Genomic DNA, 17,089 nt, shown 5'->3' on the forward strand with positions numbered 1-17,089 from the left:
TTTTCCAACCAAAAAGGATTCCTCCGCATCGTCATCAACCGTTTTCGCCAACTGCAAAACGACACTACTTCATAAATTTATCGATTGCCTGATTCAGGCGTTCAATGGCTTCCATATCATTTTCTTCTACTGCTTCTACAATACAGTGATTCAAGTGGTTTTTCAGTACTACTTTTCCGGTATTATTGATGGCAGAACGTACTGCTGCCAATTGGATCAGAACGTCACTGCAGTCTGCGTCCTTTTCGACCATACGCTTGACTGCTTCCAGATGGCCAATGGCTTTTGACAGACGGTTTATCACTGCTTTTTTCTCTTCCGGACTATGAACATGACCATGGTCATGCATATGCTCATGGCTATGACTATGTTCATGGCAATGTTCTATTCCATGCTCATGAAGATATGCATGGTCTATCTCTTCCCTGCCGGAAATCAAACTCTGGGAATCTGTATATTCATCTTGTATCATTATTTCTCATTCCTTTCGAAGGTACTTCATCCAGTCTTTGATCTCTTTTTCATGTCCATTATCGCTTGGCTCATAGAATTTTGCATCCTGAATCTCATCTGGAAGATATTGCTGCTTTACATAATGATCCGGATAATCATGTGCATATTTATATCCGATTCCATGTCCAAGGTTTTGAGAGCCTTTATAGTGAGCATCCTGCAAATGCGGCGGAACCGTTGTCTTGTGGGATTTTACATTCTCCATTGCACTGAAGATGGCATTGCAGGCAGAATTACTTTTCGGTGCCGTTGCCACATACAACACTGCCTGAGACAGAATAATCTGGGCCTCCGGCATTCCAACCCGTTCCACGGCCTGGGCTGCTGATACTGCCACAGTAAGTGCCATAGGATCTGCATTTCCCACATCTTCCGAAGCGCAGATCATAATCCTTCTTGCAATAAATTTAATATCTTCTCCTGCATACAGCATTTTGGCCAGATAATACACCGCCGCATCCGGATCAGATCCCCGCATACTTTTAATAAATGCGGAAATCGTATCGTAATGATTATCTCCCGTCTTATCATAACGTACCACACGCTTCTGGATACATTCCGAAGCCACATCCAGTGTAAGATGGATCTTTCCGTCGCCATTTCTCTCCGTCGTCAAGATTCCCAACTCCACTGCATTCAGTGCGTTTCTTGCGTCTCCCCCGGAGACATCTGCCAGGAATTCCAAAGCATCCTCCTCAATTACCGCACCATAGCTTCCCATTCCTTTTTCTACATCATAGACTGCCCGACGCAGTAATGTCTTAATATCTTCTTTCTCCAGCGGATATAACTCAAAGATACTTGACCTAGAAATCAGCGCTCCATTTACCTCAAAATATGGATTCTCTGTCGTTGCTCCAATGAGAATAATCGTTCCGTCTTCCACAAACGGAAGCAGATAATCCTGCTGCCCTTTGTTAAAACGATGAATCTCATCTACAAACAGAATCGTCTTTCTCTGATACATGCCCAGCATCTCTTTTGCTTTAAGTACAACTTCTTCCATATCTTTTTTTCCGGCTACTGTGGCATTGATCTGGGTAAATTCTGCACTGGTCGTATGTGCAATCACCTTTGCAAGTGTTGTCTTGCCGGTTCCCGGAGGACCATAAAATATAATGGAACTTAACTTATCTGCCTTAATCGCACGATATAAAAGCTTCCCTTTTCCGATAATATGCTGTTGTCCCACTACTTCTTCCAAAGTTGTGGGACGCATTCTGGAAGCAAGCGGTGCTTCCTTATCCATATTTTTTTCTCTGACATAATCAAATAAATCCATCTATTCCACCTCTTCCATCAGCTCTCGGATCACTTCACCGGCAAGCAGAAGTCCTGCGATTGGAGGAACAAATGACACACTTCCCGGCAATGACCTTCTGCTTCCTTTCTCTTCGTCCGTCGTTCCTTGTGACACATCTATCGACTTCTCCCTGGAATACACGACTTTCAGATGATAAATCCCTCTGGCACGCAATTCTTTACGCATTACTTTGCATAATGGGCAGACACTGGTCTTGCTGATATCCGTAATCTCAAACAGCTCCCCATGGAGTTTATTTCCTGTTCCCATACTGCTGATAATCGGAATATCCAATTCCAGAGCTTTTTCAACCAGCGCGATCTTAGCTGTGACCGTATCAATCGCATCAATAATATAATCTGGTCTCTGTTCAAAAATCTGCTCCATATTCTCAGGCAATACGAACATTTCATAAGTAATCACTTCCGTCTGTGGACAGATATCTACAATCCTCTCTTTCATCACACGGGTTTTATATCGTCCGACTGTGCTGTGATATGCAATGGACTGCCGGTTAATATTGGTCAGAGACACCGTATCATTGTCCACCAGGATCAGCTTTCCCACACCGCTTCTTGCAAGCGCCTCGATACAATGGGACCCGACCCCGCCGACGCCGAGTATCATCACCGTTGCATGTCTTAATCTCTGTAATCCTTCTTCTCCTATTAATAATTCCGTTCTGGAAAATTCATGAACCGCCATATTCTTCTTCCTGTTCCGTCTGTTTTTTTATATTCTTATTCTTTGGTCTGACAGATCTTTTAATTCATAATTAATTGATCCACTGTTACAAATTCAAATCCTTTTTTCTGCAGGATATCAATGATTCGAAGTGCGGCATCCACACTGGAATCATAACAATCATGTAACAAAATAATATCATTTTCTTCTGCTTCCGTCACTACTTTATTTACTATTTCATCTACGTTTTCCGTCGTCCAGTCCAGAGGATCTATGGTCCACATGACCGGAAGAACCTCGATCTCCATCTCCAGATTACGTTGCCACAGGCCAAACGGCGGCCGCATATATTCCACTGATTTTCCAGTAATTGATGTGATTACTTCATTTGTATCCAGAATTTCCTTTTTTGCTTCTTCATCAGAAACCTTTGTAATCTCTACATGATGATACGTATGATTCCCGATCAGATGCCCCTCTTCATCCAGTCGTTTCACCAGTTCAGGATTCTCTTTGGCATTCTCTCCGATCAGGAAAAATGTAGCCTTTACATTTCTCTCCTTTAATCCGTCTAGCAATCTTCCCGTACATTGACTGCTTGGGCCATCGTCAAATGTAATCGCTATCTTCGGCGGCTCTTCTACCATAGAGGAACTGACAAAGGCAATTGCATCATCCAACTTTGTCACACTTTCTTTTTTCTCTTCATAGTACACCGAAATCCCCAAAATCTGGAGCAGGCAAAATGTATAAAGCAATCCACACAGAATTTTTATCTTATAATGCCTAATTTTCTTCACGAAACATTACCCCGTCTATCTATTCTTTCTTTAATTTATATGTTTCATCAGAAACTGGTATGTGATTCATTGCATTCTATATATGTTAATGCTATGCTATAAGCACTACGTTTCAGGTCTACAAGGAGGTTCTATAATGTCAGACACTAAGACAAAAGATACTCCCGTACAGGAGAACAAGATGGGAACCATGGCGGTTCCAAAATTATTAATCAACATGTCGCTGCCCATGATGATCTCTATGCTGGTGCAGGCACTTTATAATGTAATTGACAGTATGTTCGTAGCGCAGTTAAATGAAGAGGCTCTGACTGCTGTATCTCTCGCTTTCCCAATCCAGTCTCTGATGATTGCTGTTGCATCTGGAACTGGTGTGGGAATCAATGCCCTTCTTTCCAGAAATCTCGGCGAAAAGAATTATACCGGGGCTAATAATGCCGCTAAAAACGGACTTTTTCTTGGTATCGTAAGTTGTATCATCTTTGCCATGCTTGGCGGAATTGGCTCACACTTTTTCTTCACAATTCAGACAGATAACACAAAGATTATTACCTATGGTACACAATACCTGACCATTATTACGTTATGTTCCGCCGGCATTTTCCTTCAGATTACTTCAGAGCGGCTATTGCAGTCTACCGGAAAGACCATTTACAATATGATGACCCAGGGCACTGGAGCTATTATCAATATCATTCTGGATCCAATTCTGATCTTCGGCTGGTTTGGATTCCCAAGATTAGAAGTTGCAGGTGCTGCCATTGCTACAATTATCGGACAGATTACAGCTGTATTCATGTCTTTTTACTTTAATATCAGAAAAAATAAGGAAATTAATATAAGCCTGAAAGGATTTCGTCCGCATCTACAGACCATTAAGACCATCTACGAAGTCGGAATCCCTTCTATTATCATGCAGGCAATCGGTTCTGTCATGACTTTCGGCATGAATAAAATCCTTTTGATTTTTTCTTCAACAGCTGCTGCTGTATTCGGCGTATATTTTAAATTACAAAGTTTTATTTTCATGCCTGTCTTTGGTCTGAATAACGGCATGATTCCGATCATTGCCTATAATTATGGTGCCAGAAATAAGAAAAGAATCATTCGGACAATTCAACTCAGTGTTCTGATTGCCATATCCATTATGCTGATTGGACTCATAATCTTCCAGACACTTCCTGATTTTCTGCTTAGGAATCTGTTCGATGCCTCAGAAAATATGCTGGCAATCGGCGTACCGGCGCTTCGGATTATCAGCCTCAGCTTCCTGTTTGCCGGATATTGTATCATTGCAGGTTCCGTATTCCAGGCACTGGGAAATGGAATCTATAGTTTGATCGTATCTGCGGCCAGACAACTTTTTGTGATTCTTCCGGTCGCTTATACATTTGCAAGATTATTCGGGCTTTCTGCAATATGGTGGGCGATTCCGATTGCAGAGATTGTCTCCGTCATTCTGTCTACAATCCTGCTTCGCCATATCTATCTTCAGAAAATCAAACCTTTAGATGAATAAACACCAAACGGGACGATATGTATCTCTATCGTCCCGTTCCTGCATTTTATTTCTTTTTCTTCATTTCTTTTTTCCTGACACTCCATCCAAATGTTCCCAAAGATGTTCCCAGACTCAAGTATTCTCCATGTGAATATGTCAGAAGTCCTGTAGAATTCAATTCAAACTTTCCATTTTTCTTCATATATTTTTCATCCACCTGGACAGCCTTCACTTCTGCCAGAAACATATGATGTGATCCCAGTTCCTTTACTTCCGTTACTTTACACTCAATATTGACCGGGCTTTCCTGAATAATCGGAGCATACTCCAGCTTTTCTGCCTTCCCTTTTGTGAGCTTCATTTCTTTCCATTTGTCCACATCTCTTCCTGATCTCACCCCACACCAGTCTGTAGCATAGGCCAGTTTCTCCGTAGTCAGATTCACTACAAACTCTCCGGTTTCTTTGATCATGTGGTATGAATAGCGTTCCGGCCTTACGGATATATATAACATCGCAGGATCTGAGCAGATGGTTCCTGTCCATGCAACCGTCAGGATATTAGAATTTCCTTCACGGTCTGCCGCACTTACCATGACTGCCGGAAGGGGATATAACATATTGCCAGGTCTCCATATCTGTCTTCCCATATCTCATCCCTCACTGTTTTTAGTTTTGAGTGCTGTTTTATTGCTGCAAAGCACCTACCAACGTTGGAATCAACTGCTTCTTTCTGGATACCACTCCCTTTAATATAATCTTGTCTGTACCCCCTTTTAAATCAAATGCATCAATAATATACTCTTTGGCATTGTTGCCACAGCAGATTAATTCCGTAGATTCATCCAGAATATCCGTCAGCATAAAATAAATCATCTGCAGATTCTGTTCTTCTAACACCTTCGGCAGATGTGGCTCTATAATTTCCCGGATTTCTGCCAATTCTTCTTTATTCATAGAATTGATCTGACCCACTCCAAACACTGTATCATTTACCGTAAACTGTTTGAAATCCTGGAAACAGATCTCATCCGCAGTTTTACCCTGAAGATTACTTCCTGCTTTGAACATTTCTCCAGCCATCTGTTCCATATCAATGCCTGCAATCTTGGAAAGCTTCTTCGCCGCCTTTTCATCGACTTTCGTACAGGTTGGTGAACGGAACAGCAATGTATCGGAAATAATTGCTGCACACAATAGTCCAGCAATCGTTGGCGTAATCTTCACACCAGATTCCTCATACATCTGACATACGATTGTTGCCGTACATCCTACTGGCTGGTTACGGAAAAATACAGGCCCCATCGTCTCGATACTTCCCAGTCTGTGATGGTCTATAATCTCAACGATCTCAGCCTCTTCAATTCCATCGACCGCCTGAGATTTTTCGTTATGATCTACCAGAATAACTTTCTTTTTGCTGACATCCATAAAACGACGTCTGGATATCAGACCTTTAAAACGTCCATGACGATCAAGGATTGGGAAATCACGGAATTTCTTTTTTGTCATGACTTCCTTGATATCTTCCACATAATCATTCATCTGGAAAGTAACCAGTGGTGTCTTTGTCATAAAATGCTTAACCGGAATACTTTGATTGATCAGACGTGCTGCCGTAAATGTATCATGCGGAGTGCTAATAATCACAATACTCTGTTCTTCTGCACGTTGAATCAATTCTTCCGATACTTCTGCTCCCTGGCAGACTACCAGACAGCTTGCGTCAATGTCCATCGCACAACTCTGAGATTCATAACGGTTTCCCAGAATAACCAGATCATCTTTTTCAATAAATTCTTCCATCAGATCTGGATTGGATGCTGCAATCGTTACTTTCCCTTTGGTAAAATATCCATGTTCATTTCCGGTAATTAACGTTCCATCTAAAGTCTTTACAATATTACGATACTGTGTTTTTGCTGAAGACAAAATTCGATTATCATAGACTTCCATATAAGAAGTTGCAATATCTCCGGTAGAAATCACACCCACCAATTCCTCGTCCTTCAGAATCGGAAGTGTCTTGACATTCTGTTCCTTCATCTTTGCCCAGGTATCTTTAATGGATACATTTGGTTCCACACCTTCCATCTTATGGATATCCATATCCTTTACCTGCAATTTCACGTTGGACAACAAATCCGGTGGATCCACTTTAAACTTCTTTAGAACATAATGCGTCTCTTCATTTATCTGTCCGGCTCTTCTAGCCACATATTCATTGCCAGTCAGCTGTTTTTTCAGGTGTGCATATGCAATTGCAGAACAGATAGAATCAGTATCTGGATTCTTATGTCCTACTACATATACCTTTCCTGCTTTCTTTCCCATATATTCACATCCTTAGTTTTTATTCATTTTATTTTGCTTCCCATAGTAAGAGTGCCATTTTTTCTTACTTTCGTCAACCATAAATTCTTGGTTCTTCTGTTTTTTTCTTTGAACATCTCCCTGGTTTTATGCTATACTGAACATATCATGTGAGAACGTAGAGTCTCGATATATAGAAAGGGAATTTTACAATGAGCGAAGAATTATTACGAGAAACAACAACAGAACCTGTTGCTGATGCTGCAGCAGAGACCATGGCAGATCTGGAAGATCACTTTGATGATGCAAACCCTTGGAATCTTGTAGAATCTTACATGGAAAAAGGCACGGTGCTTCCTGTGAAAATCGAAGGAATCGTCAATGGCGGTGCTATTGCGATGGTAGAAGGACTTCGTGGATTCATCCCTGCTTCAAGATTATCCTTATCTTATATTGAAGATCTGGAAAGCTACCTGTTAAAAGATATCGAAGTGAAAGTCATTGATGTTGACCAGGCTAACAACCGTCTGGTACTGTCTGCACGTGAGATATTGAAAGAAAAAGAGAAAAAGGCTATGGAAGAAAAGATTGCTAATGTAAAAGTTGGCAGTGTTGTTACCGGCAAAGTAGAAAGTCTTCAAAACTATGGAGCATTTGTTCGTCTGGAAGACGGACTGTCCGGACTGGTTCACGTTTCCCAGATTAGCCAGAAACGTGTAAAATCACCAAAAGATGTATTGAATGAAGGCGATGAAGTGACCGTTAAAATCATCGGTGTGAAAGACGGTAAGATTAGTTTGAGCATGAAAGCCTTAGAAGAAGTTCAGGAGGAACCAGAAGAAAAAGTTGTCATTCCAAAGTCTGAAAACATTGGAACCAGCCTGGGAGATCTCTTCAAGAACATCAAATTATAATTCCAAAAAGAGGACAGGAGAATTCTCTCTGTCCTCTTTTTCTCTATCCCCGTAAGGTTGCGATCAAACGTTTGGGATATTCGAACAATTCCAAGGCATCTAAAATAGAAGTAACACAGATATCTGCTTCCAGAATCAGCTTTCCGTACATTCCTTCCCGGTCTGTCACCGCAATGGACAGGCCACTAACAGCACACATCTGACAGTCATTTCGCCCATTCCCAATTGCAATGCAATGTTTCGCGCCCAATTCTGTGACAATACGAAGCTTTTCTTTCATCGCATCATCCCCGGAAAATGTCATAATTGTAACTGGAATATCCTCACACATCTGACTGGCAGTTCCATGGGTGTCTGCTGTCAGAATGTATATCTTAAAGAATTCTGCCAGACATCTAATCTTCTCTTTTACATCTTCTGGAATTTTTCCATCCGTTGCAATCGTTCCATTATAATCCAGAACCAGATAATCCAGTGTTAATACTTTATATCCTGGAATTTCAATTCTCATACTACTTCTGCTTCTCCCTAAAATATTCATCCACCAATGCCGCCGCATCTTCAACACATTGTGTACAGCATACCAATGGCTGAGGGCCCTCCATATTTTTCAGATCTCTGCAGTAAATCGAACGATTCTTTTCACGGAACTTTTCTGCTGCTTCGCGGAACTTCGCGTAAGTATCCATCTTGGTCGCCAATGGTTTTTCCATATCCCCGGCACTGTTCGCAAGGCTGATAATCAAGAACATTCCTGTCACTGCACCGCAAGTATCTTTCAGACCTCCCATACCCAGACCAAATCCTTCCGTCATTCTGAACATATCTTCTTTCTTAACGCCCAGTTCTTCGCAATATGCGCAGGCAACTGCCTGACAGCAATTATAGCCTTTTTTGAAATTCTGTACTGCAATTTCTTTCTTCGCTTCCATTTTTTCTTCTCCCTTTATCTCAGAATCCAAATCATAGTTTCCCTATTTTTCAGGCTTCATCTGCTCCAGATCACGTAGCCAGTTTGCCACACAGGCATCACTTGGCATCCTCCAGTCTCCTCGTGGAGATAACGCTACCGTTCCAACTTTTGGTCCATCCGGCAGACATGAACGCTTAAACTGTTGCGTAAAGAATCTGCGACAGAAAGTTTCCAACCACTTGTATATCGTTACATCATCATACTCTCCTCCAAAAGCATATCTGGCAATTCGATAAATCTTACTTGGCTCATACCCAAACCGAAGCAGATAATATAAGAAGAAATCATGCAATTCATATGGTCCCACCAGATCTTCCGTCTTCTGCGCAATCTTACCATCTTTTGGAGGAAGAAGTTCTGGACTTACTGGTGTATCCAACACATCATAGAGAACAACCTTAAGGTCTTCATCTTCACAAGTATCTGCATAATAATGTACCAGATGTCTTACCAATGTCTTCGGCACCGATGCATTAACACCATACATGGACATATGATCTCCATTGTAAGTCGCCCATCCAAGAGCAAGTTCAGACATATCACCAGTTCCGATAACAATTCCTTCGGTTTGGTTAGCCACATCCATCAATACCTGCGTACGTTCTCTGGCCTGAGAATTTTCATAAGTGACACTATGATCTTCTGGATCATGTCCGATATCTTTAAAATGTTGTTTTACTGCTTCCCCAATTGGAATCTCCCTTAAAGTTGCACCTAACTTCTGTGACATCTTACATGCGTTCTGATATGTTCTGTCTGTCGTTCCAAAACATGGCATAGTCACAGCTACGATTCCTTTCCGATCCATCCCCAACGCATCAAATGCCTTGGCTGTAACCAGCAATGCCAGCGTAGAATCCAAGCCCCCGGAGATTCCAACTACTGCACTCTTCGCCCATGCATGAGACAACCTTTTTTTCAATCCCATTACCTGAATTGTCAATATCTCTTCACAGCGTCTTGCGCGTTCACTTTGCACACTTGGTACAAACGGGCGTGAAGGAAATGTTCTGGTCAGCTTTGTCTCAGTGGATTTTAATTCAAACGGAATACGCATCAGCTTCCGTTCTCCTGTCGTCTGAAACGTTGTATTTTTTCTTCGCTCACTCAACAAACGCTTCATATCCAACTCTGTATAAATTGCCCCATTATGGAAACGTTTACTGGAAGCCAATATCGTTCCATTCTCAGCAATGATATTATGTCCACCAAATACAAGGTCCGTTGTAGACTCCCCTTCTCCTGCATTTGCATAAATATATCCGCAGATCAGACGGGCAGACTGTCCCTCAATCAGACTTCTGCGATAAGAGTCTTTTCCAATCGTTTCATCACTGGCAGAACAGTTAACGATCAATGTCGCCCCCTCTCTTGCAGCTTCAATACTTGGAGGAATCGGCGACCAGACATCTTCGCAGATCTCTGCTGATACGATTAACGACTCCATCGAAGATGCTGTAAACAACAACTGAGGACCAAACGGAATCATTTCCCCATCAAACAGAATCTCTCTTGCTTTTTTCGGTCCTGGCCGAAACTGACGCATCTCATAAAATTCTCCATAATTCGGAAGAAATGTCTTAGTCGTCAAGCCCAGAATCTTTCCTTGATTTAAAGCTGCTGCTACATTATATAATTCCCCGTCTATTGCCAGTGGCACTCCAACAAATATCAAAGCATCTTTGCCTACAGTATGCTGCGCAATCATATGAAGTGCCTGCCGCGCATCTTCTAACAAAACATCCTGCATAAATAGATCGCTGCAAGTATATCCGGTAATACATAACTCTGGAAATACGATAATCTTAGCATCTTCCCGAACCGTCTCATCTATCAGATTACAGATATGCTCTGTATTGTATGCTACATCTGCGACCTTAATATCTGGAGTTGCCGCCGCCACTTTTACAAATCCATGTCTCATCTTCTTCTCCCCACCTCTTTATTTACTTCGTTTTATAATATTCTTTAATTCATCTACCGTATATCGATACGCTGTATTGCAGAAATGACACTTCACTTCAATGTCCTCTCCGTCATCAATCATCTCCTGAATCTCTTTGCGCCCGATACTGACCACAGCCTGTTCCACTCTTTCTTTCGAACAATTACAGTAGAATTGAGTTGGCACTGTATCTGTAATCTCCAATCCAAGATTGCCAAGCAACGTTTCCAACAATTGCTCCGGTGTATATCCCTGATCCAGAAGTGCTGTCACCGACGTCACATTCTTTAAGTTCTCTTCCAACTGACTGATCGTCTTTTCTTCTGCAAATGGCATAAGCTGAATAATAAATCCACCGGCACAACGAACGGTATTATTCTTCTCCATCAAGACTCCTAAACCTACTGAAGACGGAACCTGTTCAGAATTAGCGAAATAATAAGTCAAGTCTTCTGCAATCTCGCTGGACACCAGAATCGTCTGTCCAGAATATGGTTCTTTGAGTCCCATATCCTTAATAACTTGCAATAATCCAATTCCAACAGCTCCGCCAACATCCAGTTTACCATTTTTAGGTGGCAATACTACATCCGGATTTCCTACATACCCTTTCACATTGGCATGACTATCTGCTGTAACTGTAATTCCCTGAATCGGTCCATCCCCACGAATCTGTAAGGTCAACATATCCGTATCATTTTTCATCATGCTTCCCATCATAGCTCCTGCTGTCAGGAGACGTCCCAACGCTGCTGTTGCTACCGGACTGGTATTATGGTGTTGTCTTGCAATCTCCACCACCTGTGTTGTTGTCGCAGCAAACGCCCGGATCTGATTGTCTGCCGCAGTTGCTCTTACAATATAATCTTTCATTTTCTATCTGCCTTTCTTATTTCAATCTTCTTATTTTCCACATTCCTGTGCTACCACACAGATACGCTCACTTGTATACAATGGAGCATCCTTCGTGTATGCATCATACGCTGTCACATAACGAAGTCCTGCTTTTTCAATCAAATTCCTTATTCTCTCCAAAGTATATGCTCTCTGATAATGAACCTCCTGGTACTTGCGATACAACTCAGGATCTTCCTGACTCTGTACAAACAACGTCAGTTCATATTCATTGATTTTCTGCTCTTCATCATAATAATTATCCCAAATAAAGCTACATTCTTCTCGTTCTTCCGCAATCACCTGCTCTCCGAGAATCTCCTGATACTTATATTCTGTATTAAAATCAAAGATAAATACACCTTGAGGATCCAGATAGTTATTCACCAGACGGAAGACCTCCGTCAACTCCTCCTCATCCGTCACATAATTCACCGAATCACAGACACTGACCACAGCTCTCACCGTACCATACAATTCAAACTCCTGCATATTCTGCAACAAGTACAGAATATCATGTCCACTCTCTATTCGTTTCTCCATCGCAAGCTCCAGCATATCCTCCGAATTATCCACGCCAATCATATCATACCCCTTCGATGCCAGAAGTTCCGTCATACTGCCTGTTCCACAACCCAGCTCCAATACCAGTCCATCTGCAATACCATATTCCTGCAATAATCTCCACAAATAATCAGCCCACTCCTCATATGGGACATTATCCATGAACGTATCATAAACCGCCGCAAAACTTGTATAAGCCTCCATGATATTCCATCCTTTCCGTAATATGACTGGACTTATTATAGCATGAGAGCTTCATTTTAACAATTGGGGACGTAGACTTTTGAAAAAAGTCTACGTCCCCAATTAAAAAATGTGGTGTACCCATTCGTCATTTGCGGTGTACCCAAACGCGTTATTTTGTTAATCTATTCCTTCTGTCTCAATGATGAATTTTGTACTTCCATTGACACCATCTTTGATTCCTGCGAAGGATTTGTAATTTCGACTTAATGTCTTCATAGCATCAATTCGTGATGTTACATTCTGGATATCTCCGTTGAATAGTTCTATTAATTTATCGATGGCGGATTCTTTATATTCTGCCATACCATCTGAAAGCTGCTGATTTCCGTCTGCCAGTGCACTTGCGCCATCTGCGACCTGCCCGGCGCCGTCTGCAAGCTGGCCAACGCCGGACGTCAGTTGGGAACCGCCAGCTTTTAGAGACTGTGTTCCTGTAGATAACAGGCTGCTTCTTTCATTGAGTTTTGCTGCTCCTTGTTGTAATGCAACTGCTCCTTCATACAGGTCTGAAGTTCCTTGCACTAATGATGCACTTCCATCATTGAGCTGGCTTAAACCATTCTGTAAATCTACAGTTCCGGCATACAATTGATTTACTCCGGTTGCTAGTGCTGGCGCTCCTGTAACTAATGGAGCAATACTATTTTGAATTTGTGCTTTTGTACCTGCAACTGCTTGATTTGCTGCTTCATTCGCAGTATTGGTAAAATGCTTTAGAAGTTCTTGATAATAACATTCGCTTAGACTTGCAATATATTGACTCTTTATATCATCACTTCCCTCAAACGCATCTGGATTTGCCTGTAGCATTGCATTTGCCGCGCTAGCTGCCATTCCATTGGCCAATACTTGAATCTGGCCTTTCTGCTCTTCTGTCAGGCTTACGGATAAAGATTCATTCGAAGACAACCCTTGATTAAGTTGCGTAATCCCATCACTGATTGACTGTGCGGCTGTAACAACACCTACTCCTGTTTCTGTTCCGACTCCAGTGTATCCGGCTACCAACTGGTCTGCTCCGACTTTTACAGAAGAAATGCCTGCCTGTGCTGTCTGTGCACCAGATTTTAAAGCTGCTGCTCCATTTGCCACAGAAGTACTTCCACTTGCGAGCTGGCTTACTCCGCCTACATACGCATTCACTCCATCTGCCAGAGTATTCATTCCACTTGTCAATTCACCACTCTTATCATTCAGCATATTCACACCGTCAGATAAGGTCTTAGATCCATCGGCCAGTTCTTTCGCCCCATCGGCTGCAGATTTCGAACCTTCTACCAACTGATTGGTTGCATCCTCTAACTGCTCGATGGAGCCTTCCAGATCATCAAAACTGTCGATGTTATCCAAATCTATTTCATTCAAAAGTTCTGCAGAGGCAAGTGTAATGGTCGGTTCCACTGATGCATCTTCTACATCGGCCGTAATCGTTACACTATCTGGGATATCTACATCTAGATTCTGAAGATTCATATTCTCTTCCAGTCCCGGGAATGCCACCCCGACAATAATATCTTTATCAGCGTCTGAAATAATCTTACCATTATCAATCGTCACATTTTTATAACCATCCGTTGGAAGCATCATCGCTGTGACCATGGTAAACGGTGTATACATTTCCACATTTTCTTCACCTACATCTACCGTTTCTTTGGATTTATTCTCATATTCAAAATGAATTTCTAACTTCCCGTCTTTTCCTTCCAGTTCCTCTGGGGAAATGCTTTCTCCATCCAACTTATAGGATACTTTTACATCCACCGGTAGTTCTTTGTCTATCGTTCCCTGATAATAAATGTCATTTCCCTCAGATTGCCATTGCAAAGAGCCATCCGTTCCTTCATTGAAGCTCTCTTCTCCTTTAATATTTTTGATGTCATTGATTTCTGTCGAATCTTCAAATGTTCCTTTTTCTGGATTCTTCAGCCATTCCGTAACTGTCGTCTTCATTGGATGACCAGAAGCGTCAGCCTTCACATAAACGGATTCTTCTTTATAAAATTCTCCATCATTACCCGTATCACTGTCTCCCAGAACTTGTTCTGCCGTTTCCTGCAATACTTCTGTATCTTCTTCGGCCTGAACCTCAGATGCATGATTATAATATCCACAAGTTCCTGCAAGTCCTGCTGCTATAACCACCGCCATAGAGCCTGCCATTACTTTTTTTGCTTTCTTATTCTTCATGAAGATTACCTCCTAACCAGATCTACGCCTTTTTCGGCAAAAAGTCTTTACTTGTCTTAACAATTACCTTATCAAATACCATAAACATAGATGGCAGAACAAATACAACCACGATCATACTGATCAATGCTCCCCTTGCCATCAGAACACACAGAGAACTGATCATATCAATATTGGAATAAAATCCTACCCCTATCGTTGCTGCAAAGAAACTGAATGCGCTTACCATGATGGAACGAGCCGAAGCTCGATGTGCGGTCGTAATTGCATCATATTTTCCTGCTCCATGATTTCGTTCTCGTTTATACCTTGTTGTCATCAAGATTGCATAGTCCACCGTCGAACCCAGCTGAATCGTTCCGATAACGATAGAGGCTACGAACGGCAGCGTCGTTCCGGTATAGAACGGAATTCCCATATTTACAAAGATTGCAAACTCAATGACTCCAACCAGTATCATCGGCAGCGAAATGGATTTGAAAAGCAATAATATGATGATGAATATAATTCCAATCGATACTGCACTGACCGTCTTAAAATCTTTATCCGTAATTTCAATCAGATCATTGGTCAGCGGTCCTTCACCGATCAACATTGCGCCTTTATCATACTTATCCAAGATTTGATTAATCTCCGTAATCTGTCCGTTAATCTCATCTGAAGCTACTTTATACTGTGAATTCACCAACAATAATTGATACTTGTCATTCTTCAGCATATTGGTTACAGAATCCGGCAGCATATCAGAAGGAATCCCGGGACCGACCAGTTTATCCAGACCAAGTGCCCACTTCACTCCATCTACCTTATCGATTTCCTTCATCATCTTATTCACATCTGAAGATGGAACAGAACCGTCGACCAGAATCATATGAGTCGTATTCATATCGTAGTCTTCTTTTAATTTCTCATTTGCAATAACACTTGGCAGATCTTTCGGAAGAGATGCATCCAGGTTATAGTAAACGCTCGTATGGCTATTTCCGTAAATTGCCGGAAATAAAAGCACCAGGAAAATTGCAACATATACAAGATAATGTCTGGTAACCCGTTCCGATATCTTTCCAATATCCGGCAATAACGGTTTATGCTTCGTCTTCTCGATCAATTTGTCACAACAAAGAATCAGAGAAGGAAGAACCGTAACACAGGCAATTACTCCAAAGACAACGCCTTTTACCATAACAATACCGATATCCAGGCCAAGTGTGAATGTCATGAAGCAAAGCGCAATGAATCCTGCGATTGTAGTGACAGAACTTCCGATTACAGAAGAAAATGTCTGCGAAATCGCATGTGCCATCGCACGTTCTTTATCACCGTTATAACGAATCTGCTGTTCTTCATAACTATGCATCAGGAAAATGGAATAGTCCATCGTTACTCCTAATTGCAGCACTGCGGCCAGTGCTTTCGTAATATAAGAGATTTCCCCTAAGAAATAGTTACTTCCAAGGTTATATAAGATTGCCATTCCGATACTCAACAGAAACAGTACCGGCACAAAGAAGGAATCCATTGTAATTCCGAGAACAAGTAATGCAAGAGCCACTGCGATTAATACATAAAGCGGCGTTTCCTTCTCAGCGAGATTCTTCGTATCAGTTACAATTGCAGACATTCCGCTTAAAAAGCACTGCTTTCCGGCGATGGATCGAATCTCTTCTATGGCCTCCATTGTTCCATCCGAAGATGTCCCTTCATCAAAAAAGATTGCCATCATCGTTCCTGTATCTGAATTAAATACCTCATAAATATTATCCGGCAGCATGCTCTCTGGTATAGATATATCCGCAATGGAATCGTACCACAGGACATTTGCCACATGGTCTACTTTTTCAATCTTTGCTTTCAATGCTGCTACATCTTTGTCTTCCATGCCATCTACAATAAACATGGAAAATGCTCCTATCCCGAAATCGTCCGTCATGATTTCCTGACCCTGCATAGTCTCAATATCATCCGGCAGATAAGTAAGAACATCATAATTGACCCTGGTATTGACATACCCCAGTACAGATGGAATCAACAATAAGATACTTATGATCAGTATCGGCACTCTGTACTTCACTACTTTTTTTCCAAAGTTAACCATACTCATTTGCTCCTTTTCATTTTTTGACTATTAGTCATTTATTACGATATGCACTATACATCAAAAATGACTGTTAGTCAATATATTTTTTGACTTTTGGTCATTTTTTTGTATAAACCTCTTGCCAACAGCCAAAAACTCTGTTTATAATAAAGAAC

Annotated in this window: 15 protein-coding genes; 2 read left to right on the forward strand and 13 right to left on the reverse strand. The window is 41.6% G+C overall.

All coding sequences use genetic code 11. The annotated features are described in order from the left end of the window. Window positions 1-64 precede the first annotated feature (64 nt). The 4 genes from ACQRBH_RS04240 to ACQRBH_RS04255 are packed head-to-tail and all read right to left on the reverse strand — an operon-like array spanning window position 65 to window position 3,300. Window positions 65-472, reverse strand: a complete 408-nt coding sequence (locus ACQRBH_RS04240) for a metal-sensing transcriptional repressor (RefSeq protein WP_427760978.1) — start codon at window positions 470-472, stop codon at window positions 65-67. A gap of 6 nt (window positions 473-478) precedes the next feature. After that, on the reverse strand, window positions 479-1,795 hold the full coding sequence (locus ACQRBH_RS04245; protein ID WP_427760979.1) for a replication-associated recombination protein A: 1,317 nt from the start codon (window positions 1,793-1,795) through the stop codon (window positions 479-481). After that, a complete protein-coding gene (locus tag ACQRBH_RS04250; protein ID WP_427760981.1) occupies window positions 1,796-2,521 on the reverse strand; it encodes a tRNA threonylcarbamoyladenosine dehydratase in 726 nt (241 codons plus the stop codon). A gap of 59 nt (window positions 2,522-2,580) precedes the next feature. Continuing rightward, a complete protein-coding gene (locus ACQRBH_RS04255; protein ID WP_427760982.1) occupies window positions 2,581-3,300 on the reverse strand; it encodes a polysaccharide deacetylase family protein in 720 nt (239 codons plus the stop codon). A 136-nt stretch (window positions 3,301-3,436) separates the two neighbouring features. Here ACQRBH_RS04255 and ACQRBH_RS04260 point away from each other — a divergent pair, with 136 nt between their 5' ends. Next, window positions 3,437-4,819, forward strand: coding sequence for an MATE family efflux transporter (locus ACQRBH_RS04260; protein WP_427760983.1), 1,383 nt, complete (start codon window positions 3,437-3,439; stop codon window positions 4,817-4,819). Window positions 4,820-4,865: 46 nt separating this feature from the next. Here the strand turns inward: ACQRBH_RS04260 and ACQRBH_RS04265 are convergent, their stop codons facing one another. Both ACQRBH_RS04265 and ACQRBH_RS04270 read right to left on the reverse strand, forming a co-directional pair. After that, on the reverse strand, window positions 4,866-5,450 hold the full coding sequence (locus tag ACQRBH_RS04265; RefSeq protein WP_427760985.1) for a flavin reductase family protein: 585 nt from the start codon (window positions 5,448-5,450) through the stop codon (window positions 4,866-4,868). Window positions 5,451-5,487: 37 nt separating this feature from the next. Continuing rightward, window positions 5,488-7,134, reverse strand: a complete 1,647-nt coding sequence (locus tag ACQRBH_RS04270) for a putative manganese-dependent inorganic diphosphatase (RefSeq protein WP_427760986.1) — start codon at window positions 7,132-7,134, stop codon at window positions 5,488-5,490. Window positions 7,135-7,325: 191 nt separating this feature from the next. Here ACQRBH_RS04270 and ACQRBH_RS04275 point away from each other — a divergent pair, with 191 nt between their 5' ends. Beyond that, window positions 7,326-8,027: a S1 RNA-binding domain-containing protein gene (locus tag ACQRBH_RS04275; protein WP_235232068.1), complete on the forward strand. Its 702-nt coding sequence runs from the start codon at window positions 7,326-7,328 to the stop codon at window positions 8,025-8,027. 43 nt (window positions 8,028-8,070) lie between these two features. Here the strand turns inward: ACQRBH_RS04275 and ACQRBH_RS04280 are convergent, their stop codons facing one another. From ACQRBH_RS04280 to ACQRBH_RS04310, 7 genes are all read right to left on the reverse strand, one after another. Next, window positions 8,071-8,538 (reverse strand): HAD family hydrolase, encoded by a 468-nt coding sequence (locus tag ACQRBH_RS04280; protein ID WP_427760987.1) that lies wholly within the window; start codon window positions 8,536-8,538, stop codon window positions 8,071-8,073. Between the two features lies 1 nt (window position 8,539). Then, complete coding sequence (locus tag ACQRBH_RS04285) at window positions 8,540-8,959, reverse strand: C-GCAxxG-C-C family protein (protein ID WP_235232066.1); 420 nt, start codon at window positions 8,957-8,959, stop codon at window positions 8,540-8,542. A gap of 42 nt (window positions 8,960-9,001) precedes the next feature. After that, complete coding sequence (locus ACQRBH_RS04290) at window positions 9,002-10,924, reverse strand: NAD(+) synthase (RefSeq protein WP_427760988.1); 1,923 nt, start codon at window positions 10,922-10,924, stop codon at window positions 9,002-9,004. An 18-nt stretch (window positions 10,925-10,942) separates the two neighbouring features. Continuing rightward, window positions 10,943-11,818: an Hsp33 family molecular chaperone HslO gene (gene hslO / locus ACQRBH_RS04295; RefSeq protein ID WP_235232064.1), complete on the reverse strand. Its 876-nt coding sequence runs from the start codon at window positions 11,816-11,818 to the stop codon at window positions 10,943-10,945. A 30-nt stretch (window positions 11,819-11,848) separates the two neighbouring features. Further along, window positions 11,849-12,607 (reverse strand): class I SAM-dependent DNA methyltransferase, encoded by a 759-nt coding sequence (locus ACQRBH_RS04300; protein ID WP_427760989.1) that lies wholly within the window; start codon window positions 12,605-12,607, stop codon window positions 11,849-11,851. Window positions 12,608-12,766: 159 nt separating this feature from the next. Further along, window positions 12,767-14,836, reverse strand: a complete 2,070-nt coding sequence (locus ACQRBH_RS04305; protein ID WP_427760990.1) for a hypothetical protein — start codon at window positions 14,834-14,836, stop codon at window positions 12,767-12,769. A gap of 22 nt (window positions 14,837-14,858) precedes the next feature. Continuing rightward, window positions 14,859-16,931: an efflux RND transporter permease subunit gene (locus ACQRBH_RS04310; RefSeq protein ID WP_427744552.1), complete on the reverse strand. Its 2,073-nt coding sequence runs from the start codon at window positions 16,929-16,931 to the stop codon at window positions 14,859-14,861. Between the last annotated feature and the right edge of the window lie 158 nt (window positions 16,932-17,089).

The sequence above is a fragment of the Bariatricus sp. SGI.161 genome (genome assembly GCF_050313695.1).
Classification (GTDB): domain Bacteria; phylum Bacillota; class Clostridia; order Lachnospirales; family Lachnospiraceae; genus JAFBIX01.